Genomic DNA, 20,319 nt, shown 5'->3' on the forward strand with positions numbered 1-20,319 from the left:
CCTTGCCGGCGTTGCCACCCGGTGTACGACTTCTGTAGATTCATCATGACGACTTCCAATAAAACCCCCCCGATTTCGGCGCCTCGCCGGCGGCTCAACTGGAATGACCCCGGCGTACGCTCCGTGGTCTACCAGGTGCTCGCGCTGGCGACGGTAGCCTGGGCCGTGTGGTTCCTGGTTTCCAACACGCTACACAACCTGTCCGTGCGCAACATCGCCACGGGTTTCGGTTTTCTAAGCCGTGAGGCCGGGTTCGCGATTGGCGAAACGCCTATCGCCTACACCCCCGCAAATGATTACGGCCGCGCCATCCTGGTCGGTCTGCTCAATACGCTGCGCGTCGCCGTTATCGGCATCGTGCTGGCGACAATCCTTGGCACCTTGATCGGCATCGGCCGCCTGTCCAAGAACTGGCTGGTCGCAAAGATCACCTCGTTCTACGTCGAGGTGATGCGCAACGTGCCGCTGTTGCTGCAATTGTTCTTCTGGTACGCGCTGATCACGGAAAACATGCCGGGTCCGCGTCAGGCGCACAATCCGCTGCCGGGCGTGTTCATTTCCAACCGCGGCCTGAAAGTGCCTGGGCTGGAAGGCAATTCTCTGGACTGGATGCTGGCTGGCCTGGGATTGGCCATCGTCGCCATCATCTACCTGGGACACTACGGCAAGAAGCGCCATGAGGCCACCGGCCACATGTTCCCGCTGGGCCGCGTCGCCATCGGTCTGCTGATTGGTTTGCCGTTTGTGGGCTGGCTGGTCAGCGGCGCGTCGCTGACATTGGACATGCCGGAACTCAAGGGCTTTAACTTCTCGGGCGGTCTGACCTTGTCGCCGGAATTCGCTGCCTTGCTGGCGGGTCTGGTGATCTACACGTCGGCGTTCATCGCCGAAGTGGTGCGCTCGGGTATTCAAGCCGTCAACAACGGCCAGTGGGAAGCCGCGGGTTCGCTGGGCCTGCGCAGAAAGCAGGTGCTGCGTCTGGTGATCTTGCCGCAAGCGCTGCGCGTGATCATTCCCCCGATGACGAGCCAGTATCTGAACCTGACCAAGAACAGTTCGCTGGCGGTCGCTATCGGCTACCCCGATATCGTGTCGGTTGTGAACACCACGTTGAACCAGACGGGCCAAGCCATCGAGGGCATTCTTATCATCATGGGCGCGTACCTGACGGTCAGCCTGTCGATCTCGATATTCATGAACTGGTACAACAAGCGCATCGCGCTGGTGGAGCGTTGAGATGAGCAGCACTACGCATACTCCAAGCGAAGCCCTGCCGCCGCCCAGCACGCATGTGGGCGTATGGCCATGGTTCAAGACGCGCCTGTTCTCGTCGCCGCTGAACATCCTCATCACGGTTCTGCTCGCGTGGTTCTTGTTGATGGCGGTGCCGGCGCTGGTGGAATGGGCTTTCATCAAAGCCGATTTCAACGCAGCCAATGCCCAGGAATGCCGCGCTTCTGGCGGCGCCTGCTGGGCGTTCATCATCGAGAAGCACCGGCTGATCCTGTTCGGTACCTACCCCTTCGATGAGCAATGGCGTCCGCTGATCGCCACGCTCATTCTGGTGGCAGTGATCATTTGCAGCGGTATCCGCCGTTTCTGGAACTGGAAGCTTGCCGTCATCTGGACCGTGGGCCTGACCGCCGTCGCGCTCTTGATGTGGGGCGGCGTGTTTGGCCTGTCGTATGTGGAAAATGCGCGTTGGGGCGGTCTGCCGCTGACGCTCATCCTGTCCACGTTCGGCATTGCCTTTGCGTTCCCGATCGGTGTGTTGCTGGCTCTGGGCCGGCGCTCGAAGATGCCCGCCATCAAAGCGCTGTGCGTTGTGTACATTGAGCTGATTCGCGGCGTGCCGCTGATCAGCCTGCTGTTCATGTCGTCGGTGATGCTGCCCTTGTTCCTGCCCGAAGGCTTCTCGATCGACAAGCTGTTGCGCGCACAAATCGCGATCATCCTGTTCGCCGCGGCCTATATTGCCGAAACGGTGCGCGGCGGTTTGCAGGCGATCCCGAAAGGGCAGTACGAAGGCGCGGATTCGCTGGGCCTGAACTACTGGCAACAGATGCGCAAGATCATCCTGCCGCAAGCATTGAAGATCGTGATTCCGCCGCTGGTCAGCATTTTCATCGCCTTGTTCAAGGACACGTCGCTGGTGGTGATCATCGGTATTTTCGACCTGACTTTGGCAGCCAAGGCGGCCTTGTCCGACGCGGCATGGCGCGGCTTCGGCGTAGAGGCGTATCTGTTCATCTCGCTCATCTACTTCGTGTTCTGCTTTTCCATGTCCAAGTACAGTCAGGCGCTTGAAAAACGTCTTGCGACTGATCACAAACGCTAGCCACTGCCGTGCGCCCGCCGAAACGCGGGCGCGCACAGAGATATTTACGGGAGTACAGGCATGTCGGATGCCATTATTCGTTTGCAGGACGTGAACAAGTGGTACGGCCAGTTCCACGTGTTGCGCAACATCAACCTGGACGTGGCGCCAGGTGAGCGCATCGTGGTGTGCGGGCCTTCGGGTTCGGGCAAGTCCACGATGATCCGTTGCATCAATCGTCTGGAAGAGCACCAGAAAGGCCACATCATCGTGGACGGCACGGAGCTCACCAATGACTTGAAGCACATCGAGACGATCCGCAAGGACGTGGGCATGGTGTTTCAGCACTTCAACCTGTTCCCGCACCTGACCGTGCTGGAGAACCTGACCTTGGGCCCCATGTGGGTGCTGAAGAAGCCGCGCGCGGAAGCCGAAGCCACGGCCATGAAGTATCTGGAGCGTGTGCGCATTCCCGAACAGGCCAAGAAGTTTCCCGGCCAGTTGTCGGGCGGCCAGCAACAGCGCGTGGCGATTGCGCGGTCGTTGTGCATGAACCCCAAGATCATGCTGTTTGATGAGCCCACCTCGGCCCTGGACCCGGAAATGGTCAAGGAAGTGCTGGACGTGATGGTGAGCCTGGCCCAGGAAAGCGGCATGACGATGATCTGCGTGACCCACGAAATGGGTTTCGCGCGCAAGGTCGCCAACCGTGTGATTTTCATGGACCGCGGCGAGATCATCGAACAGAACAGCCCGGATGAGTTCTTCGATAACCCGCAGAACGAACGGACCAAGCTGTTCCTGAGCCAGATCTTGCACTGATCTACAGAAACCGCCTTCGGGCGGTTTCTTTTTTGTGGGTGCCGTGCCGGCCGCTGCCGTATCCCTTTGTTACGCCGTTCATCCCGCTGCGGTATGCTACTGACCGCCATAGATCCGGAGTGAGGAGAACAACATCATGACGAAAGCCCCCCGCAGCGCTCTGCGCCGCACCTTGTTGCAAGGCGCTGTTGCGCTGGCCGCAACCCTGCCTTTCGGCGCGCCTGCGCTGGCTCAGGCTACTGATTTTCCGACCAAGCCGATCCGCTTTGTCGTGCCTTACCCGCCTGGCGGCCCGCTGGACACCATGGCCCGCATGCTGGCCGAGAAGGTTCGCGGTTCCTTGGGTCAGCCCGTGATTGTGGAAAACCGTTCGGGCGCGGGTGGCAATATTGGCGCTGACCTGGTGGCCAAGGCCCCGGCCGATGGCTACACGCTGGTGATGGGCGCGGTTGCCACGCACGCGATCAATCCCTGGCTGTTCGCCAACCTGCCGTACGACCCGGTGAAGGATTTTGCGCCGGTCACGATCGTGGCGTCGGTGCCGAACGTGTTGGTGATGAACGTTGAGTTCGCGGAAAAGAACAAGATCGCCACGCTGGCAGATCTGATCGACTACGCAAAGAAGAACCCGGGCAAGCTGAACTACGGTTCGGGCGGCAACGGCAGCGCGGGCCATTTGTCGGGCGAACTGTTGAAGGCGCGTGCCGGCATCAATGTTGAGCACATTCCGTATCAGGGTGCTGCGCCTGCGCAGTTGGCGCTGTTGTCGGGCCAATCGGATTTCATGTTCGACAATCTGGCGGCATCGGCCCCGTTGATCAAGGATGGCAAGGTCAAGGCTTTGGCCGTGACGACCGCCAAGCGTTCGTCGTTGCTGGCGGACGTGCCGACGGTTGAAGAGTCGGGCGTCAAGGGCTTTGATCTGGGCACGTGGTTTGGCGTGTTCACGACGGGCGGCACGCCTGCGCCGGTAGTGGCCAAGCTGAACAAAGCGTATTCGGATGCCATGCAACAGGCAGACGTGAAGCAGCGTCTGTTGACGATGGGTTCGGAAGCGCCGCCGATGACGTCCGAGGCGTTTGCCGAGTTCGTAAAGGGTGAAAAGGCGAAGTATCAGGAGATCGTGAAGATCTCGGGCGCCAGCTTGAACTGATAGGACCGGTTCGGGTGAAGCGCAGGAGTTGCGTTTCACCCGAACGAGCTAGCCACTGCCTACATCTTGCAGTCCACAGCGTGCACATCCGTATGGTCGCGCGCCAGTACCTTCATGTTCTTGTAGATCAGCTTGCCGTCCGGGCCTGCCTCGATGTGCAGCAGATACCAGTCCTGAATCGGATGCTGGTTCGGGCCGAATTTGAACTTGCCTCGCACACTCGCGAAATCTGCCTTGCGTAGCGCATTGCGGAAATCATCGGCGCGGCCGGTCACGTCGCCATTGACGGCCTTCAGGCCCGAGGCAATCAGGTTGGCAGTGTCGTAGGCTTGCGCTGCGTAGGCCGTGGGCGGACGCTTGTAGGCCTTGGTGAACGCTTCAACAAAGTGCTTGCTCTGCGCGTTGTCCAGATCGGCGCTCCACAATGAACTCAAGTAGAACCCTTTGCTCGCCGTCCCTGTGGCCGCCAGCATGCGGTCGTCCATTGAATAAATGGGCGTGATCATTTTGATCTTGTCGGACAGCCCGGAATTGGCGAATTGCTTGGTCAGGTTGATGCCTGCACCGCCCGGATGAAACTGGAAGATGGCGTCGGGGTTCAGCGACCGGATGCGCGCCAGTTCCACCGAGAAGTCCGCTTGTTCCAGCTTGGTGTAGATCTCTTCCGCGATCTCGCCTTTGTATGCGCGCTTGAATCCGGCGACGGCATCGCGTCCCGCCTGGTAGTTCGGCGCCATGATGACGACGCGTTTGGCTCCCAGCTCGTTGGCCGCCATGCCCGCCGTGTCGGCGTAAGAGTCGTTCTGGAAAGCCACCGAGAAATAGTTGGGATTGCAGGCCTTGCCCGCGTAGTTTGATGGCCCCGCGTTCAGGCTGACGTAGAAGCCGCCAGCATTCAGCACGGTAGGGCCCACTGCCGCCATCACATTCGAAAAATTGACGCCGGTAAATAACCGCACGCCATCCTGCACCATCTTGTCTGCAATCTGTTTGGCGTTGGCGGGTTTCAATGCATCGTCCTCGACGCGCACATTCACCGGAACGCCGCCCAGTTTTCCGCCGCCTTCTTTGACCGCCAGCAGAAAGGCGTCGCGCTCGTCTTCGCCGATGTAGCCGGCAGGCGTGGATAGCGTGCCGATAAATCCGATGTCCACGGGTTTCTGTTGTGCGATCGCTGTGGACGCCGCAAGTGCGGCCAGTGTCAGCGAGATAGCGGCGGCGCTCTGGATTCTGATTTTTTTCATGGTGTCTCCTCCTGTGCCCTGGTTGGCTTACTGCGGAACCTGCCCCGCGAGACAGTTCTCCACCTTCCAGCCGTAGAGCCACTGCAACGCGTCGTAGAACTGGGACTGGCTGCGGCCGGTCCACAGCATGTTGCGCACGGTGCGTTCTACGCCTTGTGCGTGATAGAGCCTGCCCATCTCTCGCGTGGACCAGACCACACGCGCGCTACGCGGAATGCGGACCGACTCATACAGCCGGAAAGCGGCTGCAAGGTCGTGATCGCAATGCTTGATCGCGACACCCAGGGTCACGGCATCTTCCAGCGCCATACATGCGCCTTGGGCCATGTATTGCGTCATGGGATGCGCAGCATCGCCCAGGATGGTGACGCGGCCTTGGCCCCAATGTTCCACCGGCTCGCGGTCGGCAGTGGCCCAGCGCTTCCAGGATGTCGGGCGGTCCAGCATTTGATGCGGGCGCGGGTGGATGCCCTGGAAATACGACAGCACCTCTTCTTTGCTGCCTTCGCGCACGCCCCATTCTTCTTGTTCGCGGCTGTGAAAGGTGACGACCAGGTTGTATTGCTGGCCGCCGCGCAACGGATAGTGGACCAGATGGCAATGCGGACCCGCCCACAAGACTGGCGCATTGATGCGCAGCTCTTCGGGCATGTGCTCGCGCTCGACCACCGCGCGGTAGACGACGTGCCCGGTCACCCGCGCAGGGTCACCCACCATGCGTTCGCGGATCACGGACTTGACGCCATCCGCGCCCACTACGGCATCTGCCCGATAGCGGTTCCCTTGCGTGTCCACCACTTCCACGCCGTGCTCGTCTTGCGACATGCTGGCGATCTGGGTAGATGTGCGAAAGCGGATCAGCGGGTTCTGCTGCACGGCTTCAAGAATAGCCAGGTGTATGTCCGCACGATGGATCACGGCGTAGGGGCCGCCGAACCGGTCGCGGAATGCCTCGCCCGTGTCGATGCGCACGACTTCGCGGGCATCAACAGCGTCCATCATGATGATGTGGTCCGTGAACACTGCGCGCGTGCGTGCCGTCTGGCCCACGCCCAGCGCATCCAGCGCCGCGAACGCATTGGGCCCCAGCTGAATGCCGGCGCCAATTTCGCCGATGTGCGCGGCCTGCTCCAACAACTGCACGGCAATGCCTTGCCGCGTCAACGCCAGTGCGGCGGCCAGACCGCCGATGCCGCCGCCCACCACGATGACGGATTGCCCCGTCTGCTTGGTTTCCAAGGTGCCATTCATCTCTGTTCCCGTCCGTTCAGTCCTGGCCGCCCAGGAAGGCGCCTTGCTGCTTGAGTTGCGCTTGTAAGGCAGGAATGGAAACGTCGGCGGGCGCAATGCCTGCGCGCAAGGCCATCGCCGATGCCGTGCCCGCGGCTTCACCCATGACAAAACAACTGCCGCTGACGCGCGCGGCGGATTGGCCTTCGTGCGTCATGGACGCGCAGCGTCCTGCCACCAGCACATTCCCGGCTACCTCCGGTCCGCGTTGCGGCACCATCATGCGAAAGGGCAACTGGTTGTAGCCGCGCGACTCGGGAATGGGCGGCCATATCCATTGCACATCGCCTGCCGTATGCATCTCCAGCGGCCAGCCATTAACGCCGATGCTGTCGGTGAAGTCGGCGCAACCCAGCACGTCTTCCTTCGTCAGCATCACTTCGCCCACAATACGGCGCGTTTCGCGTATGCCCAGTTGCGGTGCAATGTCCAATACATATGCCTGTTCAAAACCAGGCACCTTGGCGCGTAGAAAGGCGAGGTACTGCACGATCTGGCGCCGGCCTTCCAGTTCGCCGGCGGATAGCGATCCGGCGTCGGTGCCATCGGCAGCGCTGCCATCCGCGTTGGCCAGCTGGGTGACGTTGACGCGCCATTCGTAGTCATGTTTTTGCGGGCGGACAATCGCGCCGCGCCTTGGAAAAGTGAACTCGCCGCTGGCCGCTGCCTGGTCCATCAGCTGAGGTATGGTTTTCCAGGCTTCCTGCGCGCGGACGCCATCCACATTGCCCACCTTGAACATCAGCGTGGGGTACAGCATGTGGCCCTGCGCATCGCCTTTTTCAAAAGGCAGTCCGCCCCATTGCGCGATGTCGGCGTCGCCCGAGCAATCGATGAATATCTTGGCGCGCACGGCGCATCGGCCCGACTTGGTCTCAAGGAACAGGGCGTCCACATTGCCCTGTTCGTTTCGAGTCAGGCCGGTGGCCAAGGCATGGAACAGCACCTGCGCGCCGCTGTCTTGCACCAGGCCGTCGGCAGCGCATTTGAAGGCCGAGATGTCGTAAGCCTGTGCGTGGATCTTGCCCAGGATCAGGTGCGGTTCGTTCAGGCCATCCAGCGCCCGCATGCGGTCCAGCAAGTCGTCCGTCATGCCATGCACGACTTGCTGGATATCGCCATGAATGTTGGCGTGCAGCCCGCAGAAATTGGACACGCCCGCCGCGGTGCCCATGCCGCCCAGGAATCCGTAGCGTTCCACCAGCAGCACGCGAGCGCCATTGCGTGCCGCGCTGGCGGCGGCAAGGATGCCTGCCGGGCCGCCGCCCAGTACGACGATGTCATATTCGCCATACAGAGGAATCTGGCGGGCGGGTTCGGTGATGACCATGCAATGCTCCTTGCGTGTGTTGCGGTGTTGCGGTGTTGCCGTATTGGGCCTGAACTATTGGCCTTTGATGCCCAGCTTCTTGATCAGCGGTTCCCAGCGCGTCAGTTCTTCATCCATATAGCTGCGGAATTCGGCAGGCGTGCTGGCTACCGGGTCCATGAACTGCGCTTGCAGCCGCTTGGTGACTTCGGGATCGCGTATGGCCTGGATCAACGCGTCGGACAGCTTCTTCTGAATGTCGGCGGGCACTTTGAACGACACCACAAATCCGATCCACGCCGAGCCTTCAATACCGGGCACGCCCACTTCGGCCAGTGTGGGGATGTCTGGCAGCAAGGCCGAGCGCTTGGACGAGGTGACGGCCAGTGCCTTCAACCGTCCATCTTTGACCATCGGCATGACGGCAATGGGCGGCAACGCCGCGAACTGCGTATCGCCGGACAACAGCGACGTGAGCGCCGCGGGTGAAGAGGGATACGGTACGTGCGTGGCGCGGGCGCCTATCTGTTGCAGCAGCAATTCCACCGCCAGGTGCGACACCGTGCCCGCGCCCGGCGACGGGAAGTTGTATTTGTCAGGATTTTTCTTCAGCGCGTCCAGCAGTTGGCTCACATTGGCGATGCCGGCGCTGGCGGGCACGACCAGCACGTTGGGCTGGTGCACGGCCAGGGTCAGTGGCGACAGATCGGTTGCAGGTGCGTAGGGCAGTTTGTCGAACAGCAGCGTGTTGTTCACCAGCGGGCCAGTGATAGAGACGCCGAAGGTATAGCCGTCGGGTTTGGCGTTGGCAATGGCGAACGTGCCGATATTGCCGCTGGCGCCGGGCTTGTTCTCAATGACGATGGTTTGGCCCAGAATCGCGCCAGCCTTTTCTCCGACGATGCGCGCAACCTGGTCGGGGCTGGACCCCGGGCCGAAGGGCACAACGGCCTTCAGCGGTTGCGCGGGCCAGGCATCCGCAGCCTGAGCCGCAGCGTAGGGCGCAAGCGCAGCTGCGCAAACGGGCAGACACAGGGCCAGTTTGCGAACAAGCGCCAATGGCAAGGACTTATGCATTTGTGTCTCCCACGTTTTTCATTTTTTCGAAATAGGTTTGTTCGTTGGCGATGAAGGCGGCGACCATCGCTCGATACGTCGCGTCCACCACTTGTTCCAGGTTGGAAAAACCCGGGTTGTGCCGCATGGCCAGGGCTTGGACCTTCTCGAAGACCTGGGCCTGGCGCGCAGGCGCGCTGACCTGGAAGGCGTCGCGCTTGAAGCGCGCGGCGTCTTTTACGTACATGGCGCGCTCGGCAATCAGCCGGACGATCTCGTCATCCAGCCGGTCGATGTTGGCGCGCACGTCGGCCAGATTGGCGCACAGCGGGCGGTAGGCGGGATCGGTGTATTCGCGCAGCGGGGCGCCTTGGGTGTCGGGTTCTTGCATGGGGGTAGGCGTGCTCACAAGCTGTAATCCGGTTGCTGGGCAGGCGCGGCCTGCTGGAAGGCGGGCTGCGTATTGCAGTGTTCAAAGATGCGCATAACGCGGGGATAGGGCGAAAGATCGCAGCCCATGCGTTGTGCGTTGGCCACCTGCGGAACCAGGCAGCAATCGGCAAGCGTCGGCGCGTCGCCAAAGCAATTGACGCCGTGGCCGTAACGGGCCAGCAGGGCTTCCACGGCGGTCAGCCCTTCGCGTATCCAATGCTGATACCAGGCGTTTTTCTGATCGTCAGTCGCACCCAGCACATCCTGCAAATAGCGCAGAACCCGCATGTTGTTCACGGGGTGGATGTCGCAGGCAATGGCATCTGACAATTCCAGCACCCGGGCGCGGGCTAGCGTGTCGGCGGGGATCAGGCGCGGCTCGGGGTGTGTGGCGTCCAGATAGTCGATGATGGCAAGCGACTGCGACAGCTGCACGTCTTCATCAATCAGCAAGGGAACCCCGGCCGATGGATTCTTGGCCACATAGCCGGCGGCGCGTTGTTCCTGCTTGCGCAGATTCACGGGCAGCGTGTCGTAGGGCACGTTCTTAAGTGCCAACGCAATGCGCACGCGGTAAGACGTGGAGCTGTTGAAAAAGGTGTGGAGTTTCATCTGGGGGTTCCGCAAAGACTCAGACCATCTGGACGCTAAGGGTGCCCAGGCCATCCACGCCGCCCTTCATCGTGTCACCACGCACGACAGGGCCTACGCCTTCTGGCGTGCCGGTGTAGATCAGGTCGCCGGCTTCCAGGCGGAAGTACCTGGACAGGTAGGCGATGGTTTCGGCGACGGACCAGATGAGCTGACCTGTGTCGCTGCGCTGCTTGTCCGCGCCATTGACCTGCAACCAGATAGCAGCCTGATCTATGCCGCGCACCGTGTTTGCGGGATGCAGCGGACCGATGGGCGCGCTCTGATCGAAGGCCTTGCCCAATTCCCAGGGCCGGCCGGCTTCGCGCAGTTTCATTTGCAGGTCGCGGCGCGTCATATCCAGGCCGACGGCGTAACCCCACACATGTTCCAGCGCAGCTTCTACGGCGATATTGGAACCGGCCTTGCCGATGGCCGCGACCAGCTCGATTTCATAATGCAGATTGGATGTTTCAGGCGGATAGGGCAGCGCCAGCGTGGAGCCTTCTGCTACAGGCACCACGGCATCGGCGGGCTTGCAAAAGAAGAACGGCGGTTCGCGGTCAGGGTCGAAACCCATTTCGCGTGCGTGGGCGGCATAGTTGCGGCCCACGCAGTAGACGCGGCGCACGGGAAAGGTGTCCTGAGTGCCCACGATGGGCACGGCGGCGGGAGCAGCGGGAGCAAACACAAACGGCATGGGTCACCCTTTGAAGGCGTGAGGGGGAAATGGAAGCAGGGGGAATCAGTCGACGCGCTCTTCGCGCCACACGCCTAGCGCGGCTTGCACGGGGCGGTCTGAATAGCTGAACAGCGTCGCGTCTTCCAGAGCGGCCAATTGCACCGGCAACCACGAAGGCGCCACGAAGACATCACGCGGTTCAAAGTGGAATTCCTGGTCGCCGATGCGGGCGGTGCCGCGTCCTTCAACAACGCTGTAAACCGTGGAGTCGGTGGTGCGGAACGTCTTGCCTTGGAATCCGGCCGGCAGGAACTGCATAAAAGTCCCCATGGTCGGCATGGGGTAGCCGCCGGTTGCCGGGTTCACGTAGCGCAGCTTTACGCCGTCCCAGGGGTCAAGCTCGCCGTGGCGGTAGAGCTCGTCCAACGCTTCGCGGCTGCGTTCATAGGGGTAGTTGAAGATGGGCGAGGTTCCGCTTGCCGGCTGATGGCGCACCGGCGCCATGTTGTGGCCAAAGCGCGCCATGCTGTCGCCTTCCGGCCGCGTGACGGGCTGCGTGGCCGACGGATAGTTCTCGGCAAATCCCGCGTCCAGAAAACGCATCAGCGGAATGTCCAGGCCATCCAGCCAGACGACGGGTTCGCCGCCTTCGACTGTTTCCGCGTTGCCATGATCGTGCCAGGTCCATGACGGCGTAATGATGAAGTCGCCGGGGTGCATCGTGGTGCGTTCACCATTGACGGCGGTATAGGCGCCGCGGCCTTCCACGATAAAGCGCAGCGCCGATTGCGTGTGCCGGTGGCTGGGCGCGATCTCGCCGGGCAGAATCAGTTGCAGCCCGGCATACAGGCTTTGCGTGATGCTGGCCTGGCCGGGCAGGCCCGGGTTCTCCAGAATCAGCACGCGCCGCACGGCTTCCTCGGCGGTAATCAGCGTGCCGGATGCCATGACGTCGTCCCGCACGTCCTCGTACTTCCAAAGGGCGGGGACGCAACGCGGGGCTGGTTGACGCGGCACCAGGTTATGCAGCGACTCCCACAGGGGAGCCATGTGCTTTTTGGCGATACGCGCGTAATAGGCAGCGCGATCCGCGCCAGGGGGATGACCGTCGGGCATGTTTGTCTCCTGTATGTCCGGCTGATGCCGGCTTCTACGGGTGGCCGCCGCGTGGTTCGCGGCTGGTCCAGTAATGGAGACGATTATGCGTAAGCAGCTATGTGTTTGATAATGAAATTATCTTATTATCCATACCAATAACTATATATCTACGAGACAAATCCAAGACGAGGGCCTCCATGGATTGGACCCACCGATTGCGCCTTCGCAATCTGAAAATGCTGCTCAGCCTGGCGCAGACTCGCAACATCAGCCATTCGGCCGCGATGCTCAACACAACGCAGCCTGGCTTATCCAAGTGGTTGAAGGACCTGGAAGACGATATCGGCCTGCCGCTGTTTGAACGGCATGCGCGGGGTTTGCGCACGACGCCGCATGGCGACGTGCTGATCGCGCACGCCCAGCGCATGGAAGCGCAACTGGACCGCGCCAGCGCCGACATGGCCGCGCTGCGCGAGGGCGGCGGAGGCCGGGTGGTCATCGGCGCGTCGGGCGCGTCGGCGTCCGACACGGTGCCGCTTGCGGTCATGAAGCTGCTGGCGCGCATGCCGCAGGCTCGCGTGAAGCTGGTTGAAGGCACGACCGACCGGTTGCTGGCGCAATTGGCGCAAGGGGATTTGGATATTGTGGTGGGGCGGTCCGCGCCAGAACACCATGATCCCGCGATCCGCTTCGAGGCGCTCTACCTGGAACCGATTCATCTGGTGGCGCGGCCCAAGCATCCTTTGTTCGCCAATGAGCAACCCAGTTGGCAGGACCTGCTGTCTTACCGCTGGATCTTGTGGCCCAAGGGCACGCCGATCCGCAATGCCGTGGACGCGGCGTTGGCGGCTGCGGGGCAGGCGCCGCCTGCGGATCACGTGGAATCGAATTCGGTCACGATCAATCTCACCCTGCTTAACAACAGCGACATGATTGGCGTAGCTTCCCATCGGGCGGCGCTGCGTTTTTCTCAAATGCGGGCGATGCGCATTATTCCCGTGCGCCTGTCGGGGTTCGGGTCAGTGGCCATGTATTGGCGCGAAGATGCGTTCCGCCCGATCGCGGTGCAAGAAGCGATGGCGGCACTACGCAATACGGTGGCGGAACACGCGCCCGGCGTCACGAGGCTGTGATGGCTGAATCCGGCGCCGGCGTGAACGGGTTGATCGCGCAGTGCCGCAAGCTGGAGGCGGCGCTTGCCGCAGAGGCCGATCCGTCCGCGTCCGTGGCCATGCACCGGTTTGTGGCGGACATGGATGCCAAAGGCACGCCGCCCGGGATGTGGTCGCCGTTGGCGCTGTCCGTGCTGGTCATGGCAGGCGGGCTGGGCGTGGGGATAGAGGTGCTGAGTCTGCTGCTGCCCGCCGTTGGCGCGGCGATGGCGGCATTTTCGCTGGTGCTTATCTGTGCCGCGACCGCCTTGTGCCTGGCCATCGGGATCGTGCTGCTGATGGCGGGACGCGTGTTGGGCGTCGTGGTGGTGAAGTGGCTGGTGGTGGGATGGGTGACAGTGGGCGTCTTGGGCTTGGTGGCCTGGACGCAGGGGGATGTCAGAGCAGTCGGGCCTGTCGTGGCGTTGTTGGCCGGCCTGGGGGCGTGGCTGGTGTTGAACAGCAGCGGTTTTTATGTGTTCGCGGGATACAGGGTGGCTCGGCGGTTTATGGCGTGTCGATAGTGGGTGGCTGGGGGGTGTGACGCGGCAAAGTGCGTTGAAGTGACCTGGCGCAGAGCACCGCTTGAAACGCTTGATTTAGTCTGATTCTGTCTCGGCGTTCATTGCGTATGGCCGATCATCATGTCCGAATTGAACATATGTATTCACGGAGTGGCTATGCCTACATCCATCCGGCTCATCCTGCGGCTTGAGCATCTGGCAGAAGTTGCGGGGCGCAGCAAGTCGTTTTACCCGAGCGAATTGATGATGAGTGCTCTGGAAGACCTGGAGGATCTGCAGTCGGCCGAACGTGAGCTTGACGCCGTTAGAACAGGCTCGTCCAAGGTCTACACGCTGGATGAGGCGGAAAAGAGACTCGGCCGATAAACGTGGGCCTTTGGACACAGTTCGTTCTTTCACATCATGGCTATAACGCGATGACGCCGGCTCCTCCACCGGCGTTCATCGCGCATTTCTTTCCAGTGCTGCGGCCTTACTTCGCCGCTACCGATTCCGGCGGCACGGGGTTGTCCCAGCCTCCGCCAATCGCGCGGATCAGGTCTACCGTTGAGCGGGCTTGTTCGCCGCTCAGTTGGACGGCCACTCGCTGTTGCAGCAGCACGCTGCGGTCAGCTTCGATGACGTCCAGGTAGCTGATGGACCCCTCACGGTACTGCGTGTGGGACAGCTTGGCGGCGCGGGCTGATGCGTCGACGGCGGCGTCTTGGGCCTTGGTCTGATCCGCCAGAATGCGCAGGTTGGCCAGGTTGTCTTCCACTTCGCGGAAGGCGTTCAGCACGGTTTGACGGTACACGGCCACATCTTCTTCGTAGACGGCGCGGGCGCGGTCCAGTCCTGCCTGACGGCGGCCGCCGTCGAAGATGGGCATGGACAGCGCGGCGCCCACCAGCGGACCAAGCAGGAAGGTGCGGCTGGACCACTGGAACAGGTTGCCCAGGTCAGACGACTCATAGCCGAACGCGCCGGTGATGTCCAAACGCGGGAAGAAGGCGGACTTGGCTGCGCCCACGCGAGAGTTGGCGGCGGCCATGGCGCGTTCCGCTGCGGCAATGTCAGGGCGGCGTTCCAGCAACGTCGACGGCAGGCCGGCCGGGACGGACAGCGCGACCTTCTGGATCGGTTGCGGCGGCATCGTGAACTCGGACGGAGCACGGCCCAGCAGTACGGCCAGTGCATGTTCGGTCACGGCGCGGCGGCGGTCGATGCCCAAGGCTTCGGATTGCGCGGAAGCCAGTTCGGCCTTGGCGCGCGCCAGGTCCAGTTCGCTGATATCTCCGGCGTCATAACGGCGCTGGATCAATTGCAACGTGTCGGTGCGCAGTTTTACCGTCTGACGATACAGCTGCGATTCGGCGTCTTGCTCACGCACCAGGAAATACGTGGTGGCTACATCGGCCTGCAAAGCCAGCAGCACCGAACGGTACAGCGCTTCGCTTTGTTGGGCATCCGCCGTGGCAGCATCAGCCGTGGACGCAACGCGGCCGAACAGATCCGCTTCGTACGACACCGCGCCTTGCGCGCGCCACGTGGTGACCGGCGTTGTGGACGTGCCATCAGGCAGGCCTTGCGACACGGCGGAGGGCCGCTGGCGGTTCGGGCCGAAGGCCGCATCCAGGCTGGGGAAGAAACCGGCGCGGGCTTCCCGCTGCAACGCGCGCGATTGCGTCAAACGGGCCGCAGCGGCTTGCAGGTTCTGGTTGGCCTGATGGGCTTCGTCTTCCAGCTGGTTCAAACCTTCGTCGCCGAATACCTTCCACCAGGCGCCGCGCAGCGCGTCTTCCGACGGCTCGGCGGGTTTCCAGGTGCCGGCTTCAGCGGCGGGCAATGCGGCTTCCTTGAATGCCGCAGGCGCGGCTGAGGAAGGCTTTTCGTAAGTGGGGCCCACCGCGCAGCCAGCCAGCACAAGCAGGATGGCAAGCAGGGCGGAACCGCGGCTCAGTCTTTGGATCATGATGAATTCTCTTTGGCGCGCGCCCCGCCTGTCATGGCAAGGCGCGCTGGCTTCTCTTCTGGTCTGCGGCGTTACGCGTGGGGTTGCGTCGCGGGCGGCGCGTTCGGGTCGATGTGCGGCACGCACACCGGCGCTTCATGCGGCGCGGCGGAGTGCAGCGTCTTGCTGCCCAGCGAACGCAGCAGCACATAGAACACTGGCGTCAGGAACAGGCCGAACAAGGTCACGCCCAACATCCCGAAGAACACCGCGACCCCCATGGCGTGGCGCATTTCAGAGCCGGCGCCCGAGGACAGCACCAGCGGCACCACACCCATGATGAAGGCAATCGACGTCATCAGAATCGGGCGCAGACGCAGGCGGCTGGCTTCAATCGCGGCTTCCAGCGGAGTACGGCCATTCATTTCCAGCTCGCGGGCGAACTCCACGATAAGAATCGCGTTCTTCGCTGACAACGCCACGAGCACCATCAGACCAATCTGCGTGAAGATGTTGTTGTCGTTGCCCGTCAGGTAGACGCCTGTCAGCGCGGCCAGGATGCTCATCGGCACGATCAGAATCACGGCCAACGGCAAGGTCAGGCTTTCATACAAGGCGGCCAGCACCAGGAACACCAGCAGCACACTGATCGGGAACACCCACAAGCCGGCATTGCCCGCCAGAATCTGCTGATACGTCAGGTCGGTCCACTCAAACTTCACGCCACGTGGCAGCGTTTCGGCGGCGACGCGTTCGGCTGCGGCTTGCGCCTGGTCGGACGAGTAACCGGGCGCAGGACCCCCGTTGATGTCGGCGGCGGTGTAGCCGTTGTAGCGCACCACCATTTCCGGACCAAAGGTCTGGTTCACCTTCACCAGCGACGACAGCGGCACCATGTCTCCCGCGGCATTGCGGGTCTTCAGTTGCAGGATGTCATCCGCATGCGCGCGGAATTGCGCATCGGCTTGGGCCCGCACCTGGAACACGCGGCCGAAACGGTTGAAGTCGTTGACGTACATCGAACCCAGATAGATCTGCATGGTGTCGAAGACTTCCGTCACCGGCACGCCCAACTGCTTGGCCTTCACGCGATCCAGATCCACATCCAGCTGCGGCACGTTGATCTCATAGCTTGAGAACGCGGGGCCGAGCTCGGGTGTTTGACGCGCTTTTTCCAGGAACGCCTGCTTGGCCTTGTCCAGTTCGGCATAGCCGAGCGCCGCGCGGTCTTCCAGTTGCAGCTTGAAGCCGCCGAGCGTGCCCAGACCCATCACAGGCGGGGGCGGGAACACCGCAATAAAGGAATCCTGGATGGCGGCAAACTTCTGGTTCAACGACGCCGCGATGGCATTGCCGGACAGCGCCGCGCCCTTGCGTTCGTCGAATGGCTTCAAGGCCACGAACACAATCCCTGCGCTGGAACTGTTGGTAAAGCCGTTAATCGACAGGCCGGGGAAGGCGATGGCGGACTGCACGCCGGGTTCCTTCAAGGCGATGTCGCTCATGCGGCGGATTACCGCTTCCGTGCGGTCCAGCGACGCGCCGTTGGGCAGCTGCGTAAAACCGATCAGATACTGCTTGTCCTGCGCGGGCACAAAACCGCCGGGCACCAGATACGACACGCCGACCGTTGCGGCAACCAGCACCGCGTACACGCCCATGGCGCTTGCCTTGCGGCGGATCACGCCGGACACGCCCGAGCCATAGGACTCGGATGCGCGGCCAAACATATTGTTGAACCAGTTGAAGAAGCGGCCAAAGACGCGGTTCATGCCACGGGTCAGCCAATCCTGCTTGTCATGATGGCCCTTGAGCAGCAGCGCCGACAGCGCGGGCGACAAGGTCAGCGAGTTAAAGGCCGAGATCACCGTCGAGATGGCGATGGTCATGGCGAACTGCTTGTAGAACTGGCCAGTCAGGCCCGTCATGAACGCCAGCGGCACGAACACGGCGCACAAGGTCAGCGCAATGGCGATGATGGGGCCGCTGACTTCGCGCATGGCGCGATAGGTCGCATCCCGTGGACTCAATCCCGCCGCAATGTTGCGCTCGACGTTTTCGACCACCACGATCGCATCGTCCACCACAATCCCGATGGCAAGCACCATCCCGAATAGCGACAGGGCGTTGATGGAATAGCCGAACACCAGCAGCAGCGCGAACGTACCCACGATGGACACGGGCACCGCCAGCAGCGGAATGATGGACGCGCGCCACGTTTGCAGGAACAGAATCACCACCAGCACGACCAGCGCGATGGCTTCCAGCAGGGTATGCACCACGGCTTCAATACTGGAGCGCACGAATTGCGTGGGGTCGTATTCAATGCGGTATTCCACGCCCGGCGGGAAGTCTTGCGACAGCTCGGCCATGGCGGCGCGCACCTTGCTGGACACATCCAGCGCGTTGGCGCCCGGCGATTGCATGATGCCCATACCGACGGCGGGCTTGTTGTCCAGCAGCGAACGCAAGCCGTATTCCTGCGCATCCAGTTCCACGCGGGCCACATCCGACAGATGCGTCACGGCGCCATCAGGCGAGGTCTTCAGGATGATGTCGCGGAACTCTTCTTCGCTTTGCAGACGGCCGCGCGCATTCACGTTCAATTGCAGCGGCACGTCGCCTTGCGTCGGCGACGCGCCGATCACGCCAGCAGCCACCTGCACGTTTTGTTCGCGGATGGCAGCGACCACTTCAGACGCGGTCATGCCGCGCTGGGCCACCTTTTGCGGGTCCAGCCAGACGCGCATCGAGTAGTTGCCCGAACCCCATACCGTCACTTCACCCACGCCAGTAATGCGGGCCAGGCGGTCCTTGACGTTCAGGATCGCGTAGTTGCGCAGGTAGGTGATGTCGTAGCGGTCGTTTGGCGAGATCAAGTGCACAACCAGCGTCAGCGTGGGCGAGCTCTTGGCCGTGGTCACGCCCAGACGCTGCACGTCAGGCGGCAGACGCGGCAGCGCTTGCGATACGCGGTTTTGCACCAGCTGCTGGGCCTTGTCCGGGTCCACGCCCAGCTTGAAGTTGACCGTCAGCGTCAGGTTGCCGTCGCTGTTGGCCTGCGACTGCATGTACAGCATGTCTTCGACGCCGTTGATGGATTCTTCCAGCGGCGATGCGACGGTCTCGGCGATGACCTTGGGGTTGGCGCCCGGATACTGCGCGCGCACCACCACGGAGGGCGGCACGACTTCCGGGTATTCGGAAATGGGCAGCTGGAACATGGCCAACAGGCCAGCCAGCAGCACCAGAATGGACAACACGCCGGCAAAAATCGGCCGGTCGATGAAGAATTTTGAGATATTCATGGACGTTCTCTGTAGACGCGCCGGCCTTACTTCAGCTCAGCCGCGGCGGTCTTGACGGTTGCGCCTTTGGCAGCAACCATGGGCACGACGGTCGGGGTCACGGCATCGCCGGGACGGATGCGTTGCAGGCCGTTGACCACGATGCGTTCACCGGCGGCAAGGCCGGAATCAACGACGCGCAGTCCTTCCTGATTGGCGCCCAGCTTCACTTGGCGGTAGACGGCGTGGTTCTTGTCATCCAGCACCAGCACATAACGCTTGTCCTGATCGGTGCCAATGGCCTTTTCATCGATCAGCACGGCAGAACGCGGGTCGCTGCCGCCCAGGCGGACTCGGGCGTACAAGCCCGGAAGCAGCGCGCCGTCGGCGTTGTTGAACTCTGCGCGCACGCGGATCGTGCCTGACGTTGCGTCCAGGCGGTTATCCACCGATTGCACAAAGCCCGTGCGCGAATACCCATCTTCGTTGGCCAGGCCCAATTCGACCGGCACCGAGCCCGCCTTGCCGTTGCGCGCTGGGTTGACGTACTTCAGGAAGGTTTGTTCGTCCACATCGAACGATGCGTACATCTTCGACACCGACACCAAGGTCGTCAGCGGCACCGAGGTCGCGCCAGCGGCCACCACGTTGCCCACGGTGACTTCGGCGCGCGAGACGCGGCCATCCACGGGGGCTTCGATCCGCGTGTAACCCAGGTTCAGCTTGGCAAAGTCCAGAGCGGCTTGCGCGCCTTGCAGGTTGGCGGCCGCTTCGCGCGACGCGTTCTGCTTTTCTTCAAAGTCGCGGCGGGCGATGGCGTTGTCCGTCAGCAGGCGTTGGCCGCGGGCCAGATCGGTCGCGGTGTAAGAGGCGCGCGCTTTCGCGGCGGTCAGCGCCGCGGCAGCGCGATCCACCTCGGCCGCATACGGACGCGGGTCGATGGTGAAGAGCACGTCGCCCTTTTTGACGATGCTGCCGTCTTGGAAGTGCACGGCGGTGAGGGTGCCGGAAACCAGCGGGCGAATATCAACGCGGTCGATGGCTTCCAGGCGGCCCGAGTAGCGCTGCCAGTCCACGATGGTTTTGGTGACGACTTCGGCTACTTCGACGGGCGCGGCGGTGGGGGCGCCTTGGGCCATTGCGGCGTTGCCGCGGGCAGGCCCGTGTGTGAGGGCGTAGCCGCCTCCGGCCGCAAGCACGGCTGCAAAGACGACGAGCATAGCAATACGATTACGCGAAACCATGATGTTTCCTTGAGGAGAGTAGGTGCGAAAGCGCGCTTGCATGGGGCCTGGGGGCGGCAGGCGGCAGCGGCGTTCCGGGGTATGGCAGTCCTTAACTTCCCTGGAGTTGTTGCGATGCAACATGCAACAGTGTTGCGGGTCCCAGTCAAA

18 protein-coding genes are annotated in these 20,319 nt (G+C 62.2%); 7 read left to right on the forward strand and 11 right to left on the reverse strand.

The features are described from left to right. Window positions 1–45: 45 nt before the first annotated feature. The 4 genes from RAS12_RS25195 (at window position 46) to RAS12_RS25210 (ending at window position 4,292) form a co-directional block, all read left to right on the forward strand. The gene (locus RAS12_RS25195) at window positions 46–1,236 is read left to right on the forward strand and encodes an amino acid ABC transporter permease (RefSeq protein WP_306942514.1); all 1,191 of its coding nucleotides are present in this window, start codon (window positions 46–48) and stop codon (window positions 1,234–1,236) included. A 1-nt stretch (window position 1,237) separates the two neighbouring features. Next, window positions 1,238–2,338, forward strand: a complete 1,101-nt coding sequence (locus RAS12_RS25200; protein ID WP_306942516.1) for an amino acid ABC transporter permease — start codon at window positions 1,238–1,240, stop codon at window positions 2,336–2,338. Between the two features lie 60 nt (window positions 2,339–2,398). After that, a complete protein-coding gene (locus tag RAS12_RS25205; RefSeq protein ID WP_306942518.1) occupies window positions 2,399–3,139 on the forward strand; it encodes an amino acid ABC transporter ATP-binding protein in 741 nt (246 codons plus the stop codon). A gap of 136 nt (window positions 3,140–3,275) precedes the next feature. Then, window positions 3,276–4,292 (forward strand): Bug family tripartite tricarboxylate transporter substrate binding protein, encoded by a 1,017-nt coding sequence (locus RAS12_RS25210; RefSeq protein ID WP_306942520.1) that lies wholly within the window; start codon window positions 3,276–3,278, stop codon window positions 4,290–4,292. 59 nt (window positions 4,293–4,351) lie between these two features. Here the strand turns inward: RAS12_RS25210 and RAS12_RS25215 are convergent, their stop codons facing one another. From RAS12_RS25215 to gtdA, 8 genes are read right to left on the reverse strand one after another with little or no spacing between them, the layout of a single operon-like run. Next, window positions 4,352–5,536, reverse strand: coding sequence for an ABC transporter substrate-binding protein (locus RAS12_RS25215; protein ID WP_306942522.1), 1,185 nt, complete (start codon window positions 5,534–5,536; stop codon window positions 4,352–4,354). Window positions 5,537–5,563: 27 nt separating this feature from the next. Beyond that, window positions 5,564–6,787: a 3-hydroxybenzoate 6-monooxygenase gene (locus RAS12_RS25220; protein ID WP_306942524.1), complete on the reverse strand. Its 1,224-nt coding sequence runs from the start codon at window positions 6,785–6,787 to the stop codon at window positions 5,564–5,566. Between the two features lie 16 nt (window positions 6,788–6,803). Continuing rightward, the gene (locus RAS12_RS25225) at window positions 6,804–8,156 is read right to left on the reverse strand and encodes an FAD-dependent oxidoreductase (RefSeq protein WP_306942526.1); all 1,353 of its coding nucleotides are present in this window, start codon (window positions 8,154–8,156) and stop codon (window positions 6,804–6,806) included. 54 nt (window positions 8,157–8,210) lie between these two features. Further along, window positions 8,211–9,212 (reverse strand): Bug family tripartite tricarboxylate transporter substrate binding protein, encoded by a 1,002-nt coding sequence (locus RAS12_RS25230; RefSeq protein ID WP_306942528.1) that lies wholly within the window; start codon window positions 9,210–9,212, stop codon window positions 8,211–8,213. Next, the gene (locus tag RAS12_RS25235; RefSeq protein ID WP_306951612.1) at window positions 9,205–9,582 is read right to left on the reverse strand and encodes a chorismate mutase; all 378 of its coding nucleotides are present in this window, start codon (window positions 9,580–9,582) and stop codon (window positions 9,205–9,207) included. The genes RAS12_RS25230 and RAS12_RS25235 overlap by 8 nt, the downstream gene beginning before the upstream one ends. A 14-nt stretch (window positions 9,583–9,596) precedes the next feature. Then, window positions 9,597–10,235 carry a maleylacetoacetate isomerase gene (gene maiA / locus RAS12_RS25240; protein ID WP_306942529.1) on the reverse strand — a complete coding sequence of 213 codons (639 nt, stop codon included), beginning with the start codon at window positions 10,233–10,235 and terminating at the stop codon, window positions 9,597–9,599. A 19-nt stretch (window positions 10,236–10,254) separates the two neighbouring features. After that, on the reverse strand, window positions 10,255–10,953 hold the full coding sequence (locus RAS12_RS25245; protein ID WP_306942531.1) for a fumarylacetoacetate hydrolase family protein: 699 nt from the start codon (window positions 10,951–10,953) through the stop codon (window positions 10,255–10,257). Window positions 10,954–10,998: 45 nt separating this feature from the next. Then, window positions 10,999–12,051 carry a gentisate 1,2-dioxygenase gene (gene gtdA, locus RAS12_RS25250; protein WP_306942534.1) on the reverse strand — a complete coding sequence of 351 codons (1,053 nt, stop codon included), beginning with the start codon at window positions 12,049–12,051 and terminating at the stop codon, window positions 10,999–11,001. A 179-nt stretch (window positions 12,052–12,230) separates the two neighbouring features. Here gtdA and RAS12_RS25255 point away from each other — a divergent pair, with 179 nt between their 5' ends. The 3 genes from RAS12_RS25255 to relB all read left to right on the forward strand — a co-directional run bounded on the left by RAS12_RS25255 (window position 12,231) and on the right by relB (window position 14,074). Next, window positions 12,231–13,166: a LysR substrate-binding domain-containing protein gene (locus RAS12_RS25255; RefSeq protein WP_306942536.1), complete on the forward strand. Its 936-nt coding sequence runs from the start codon at window positions 12,231–12,233 to the stop codon at window positions 13,164–13,166. Beyond that, window positions 13,166–13,708, forward strand: coding sequence for a hypothetical protein (locus RAS12_RS25260; RefSeq protein WP_306942537.1), 543 nt, complete (start codon window positions 13,166–13,168; stop codon window positions 13,706–13,708). Before RAS12_RS25255 ends, RAS12_RS25260 begins: the two co-directional genes overlap by 1 nt. Before the next feature lie 156 nt (window positions 13,709–13,864). Continuing rightward, window positions 13,865–14,074 (forward strand): type II toxin-antitoxin system RelB family antitoxin, encoded by a 210-nt coding sequence (gene relB, locus RAS12_RS25265; RefSeq protein ID WP_306942539.1) that lies wholly within the window; start codon window positions 13,865–13,867, stop codon window positions 14,072–14,074. A gap of 106 nt (window positions 14,075–14,180) precedes the next feature. On the opposite strand, the gene RAS12_RS25270 is transcribed toward relB, so the two are convergent. From RAS12_RS25270 to RAS12_RS25280, 3 genes are all read right to left on the reverse strand, one after another. Continuing rightward, on the reverse strand, window positions 14,181–15,659 hold the full coding sequence (locus RAS12_RS25270; RefSeq protein WP_306942541.1) for an efflux transporter outer membrane subunit: 1,479 nt from the start codon (window positions 15,657–15,659) through the stop codon (window positions 14,181–14,183). Between the two features lie 71 nt (window positions 15,660–15,730). After that, a complete protein-coding gene (locus tag RAS12_RS25275) occupies window positions 15,731–18,946 on the reverse strand; it encodes an efflux RND transporter permease subunit (protein ID WP_306942543.1) in 3,216 nt (1,071 codons plus the stop codon). A gap of 26 nt (window positions 18,947–18,972) precedes the next feature. Continuing rightward, window positions 18,973–20,169 carry an efflux RND transporter periplasmic adaptor subunit gene (locus RAS12_RS25280; protein ID WP_306942545.1) on the reverse strand — a complete coding sequence of 399 codons (1,197 nt, stop codon included), beginning with the start codon at window positions 20,167–20,169 and terminating at the stop codon, window positions 18,973–18,975. Window positions 20,170–20,319 lie beyond the last annotated feature (150 nt).

This window comes from Achromobacter seleniivolatilans, from assembly GCF_030864005.1.
GTDB lineage: Bacteria > Pseudomonadota > Gammaproteobacteria > Burkholderiales > Burkholderiaceae_B > Achromobacter > Achromobacter seleniivolatilans.

What these genes read in the sequence shown, in the direction of transcription:
- RAS12_RS25195 (WP_306942514.1), top strand. Translation starts at nt 46, where the DNA reads ATGACGACTTCCAATAAAACCCCCCCGATTTCGGCGCCTCGCCGGCGG.
- RAS12_RS25200 (WP_306942516.1), top strand. Translation starts at nt 1,238, where the DNA reads ATGAGCAGCACTACGCATACTCCAAGCGAAGCCCTGCCGCCGCCCAGC.
- RAS12_RS25205 (WP_306942518.1), top strand. Translation starts at nt 2,399, where the DNA reads ATGTCGGATGCCATTATTCGTTTGCAGGACGTGAACAAGTGGTACGGC.
- RAS12_RS25210 (WP_306942520.1), top strand. Translation starts at nt 3,276, where the DNA reads ATGACGAAAGCCCCCCGCAGCGCTCTGCGCCGCACCTTGTTGCAAGGC.
- RAS12_RS25215 (WP_306942522.1), bottom strand. Translation starts at nt 5,536, where the DNA reads ATGAAAAAAATCAGAATCCAGAGCGCCGCCGCTATCTCGCTGACACTG.
- RAS12_RS25220 (WP_306942524.1), bottom strand. Translation starts at nt 6,787, where the DNA reads ATGAATGGCACCTTGGAAACCAAGCAGACGGGGCAATCCGTCATCGTG.
- RAS12_RS25225 (WP_306942526.1), bottom strand. Translation starts at nt 8,156, where the DNA reads ATGGTCATCACCGAACCCGCCCGCCAGATTCCTCTGTATGGCGAATAT.
- RAS12_RS25230 (WP_306942528.1), bottom strand. Translation starts at nt 9,212, where the DNA reads ATGCATAAGTCCTTGCCATTGGCGCTTGTTCGCAAACTGGCCCTGTGT.
- RAS12_RS25235 (WP_306951612.1), bottom strand. Translation starts at nt 9,582, where the DNA reads ATGCAAGAACCCGACACCCAAGGCGCCCCGCTGCGCGAATACACCGAT.
- maiA (WP_306942529.1), bottom strand. Translation starts at nt 10,235, where the DNA reads ATGAAACTCCACACCTTTTTCAACAGCTCCACGTCTTACCGCGTGCGC.
- RAS12_RS25245 (WP_306942531.1), bottom strand. Translation starts at nt 10,953, where the DNA reads ATGCCGTTTGTGTTTGCTCCCGCTGCTCCCGCCGCCGTGCCCATCGTG.
- gtdA (WP_306942534.1), bottom strand. Translation starts at nt 12,051, where the DNA reads ATGCCCGACGGTCATCCCCCTGGCGCGGATCGCGCTGCCTATTACGCG.
- RAS12_RS25255 (WP_306942536.1), top strand. Translation starts at nt 12,231, where the DNA reads ATGGATTGGACCCACCGATTGCGCCTTCGCAATCTGAAAATGCTGCTC.
- RAS12_RS25260 (WP_306942537.1), top strand. Translation starts at nt 13,166, where the DNA reads ATGGCTGAATCCGGCGCCGGCGTGAACGGGTTGATCGCGCAGTGCCGC.
- relB (WP_306942539.1), top strand. Translation starts at nt 13,865, where the DNA reads ATGCCTACATCCATCCGGCTCATCCTGCGGCTTGAGCATCTGGCAGAA.
- RAS12_RS25270 (WP_306942541.1), bottom strand. Translation starts at nt 15,659, where the DNA reads ATGATCCAAAGACTGAGCCGCGGTTCCGCCCTGCTTGCCATCCTGCTT.
- RAS12_RS25275 (WP_306942543.1), bottom strand. Translation starts at nt 18,946, where the DNA reads ATGAATATCTCAAAATTCTTCATCGACCGGCCGATTTTTGCCGGCGTG.
- RAS12_RS25280 (WP_306942545.1), bottom strand. Translation starts at nt 20,169, where the DNA reads ATGGTTTCGCGTAATCGTATTGCTATGCTCGTCGTCTTTGCAGCCGTG.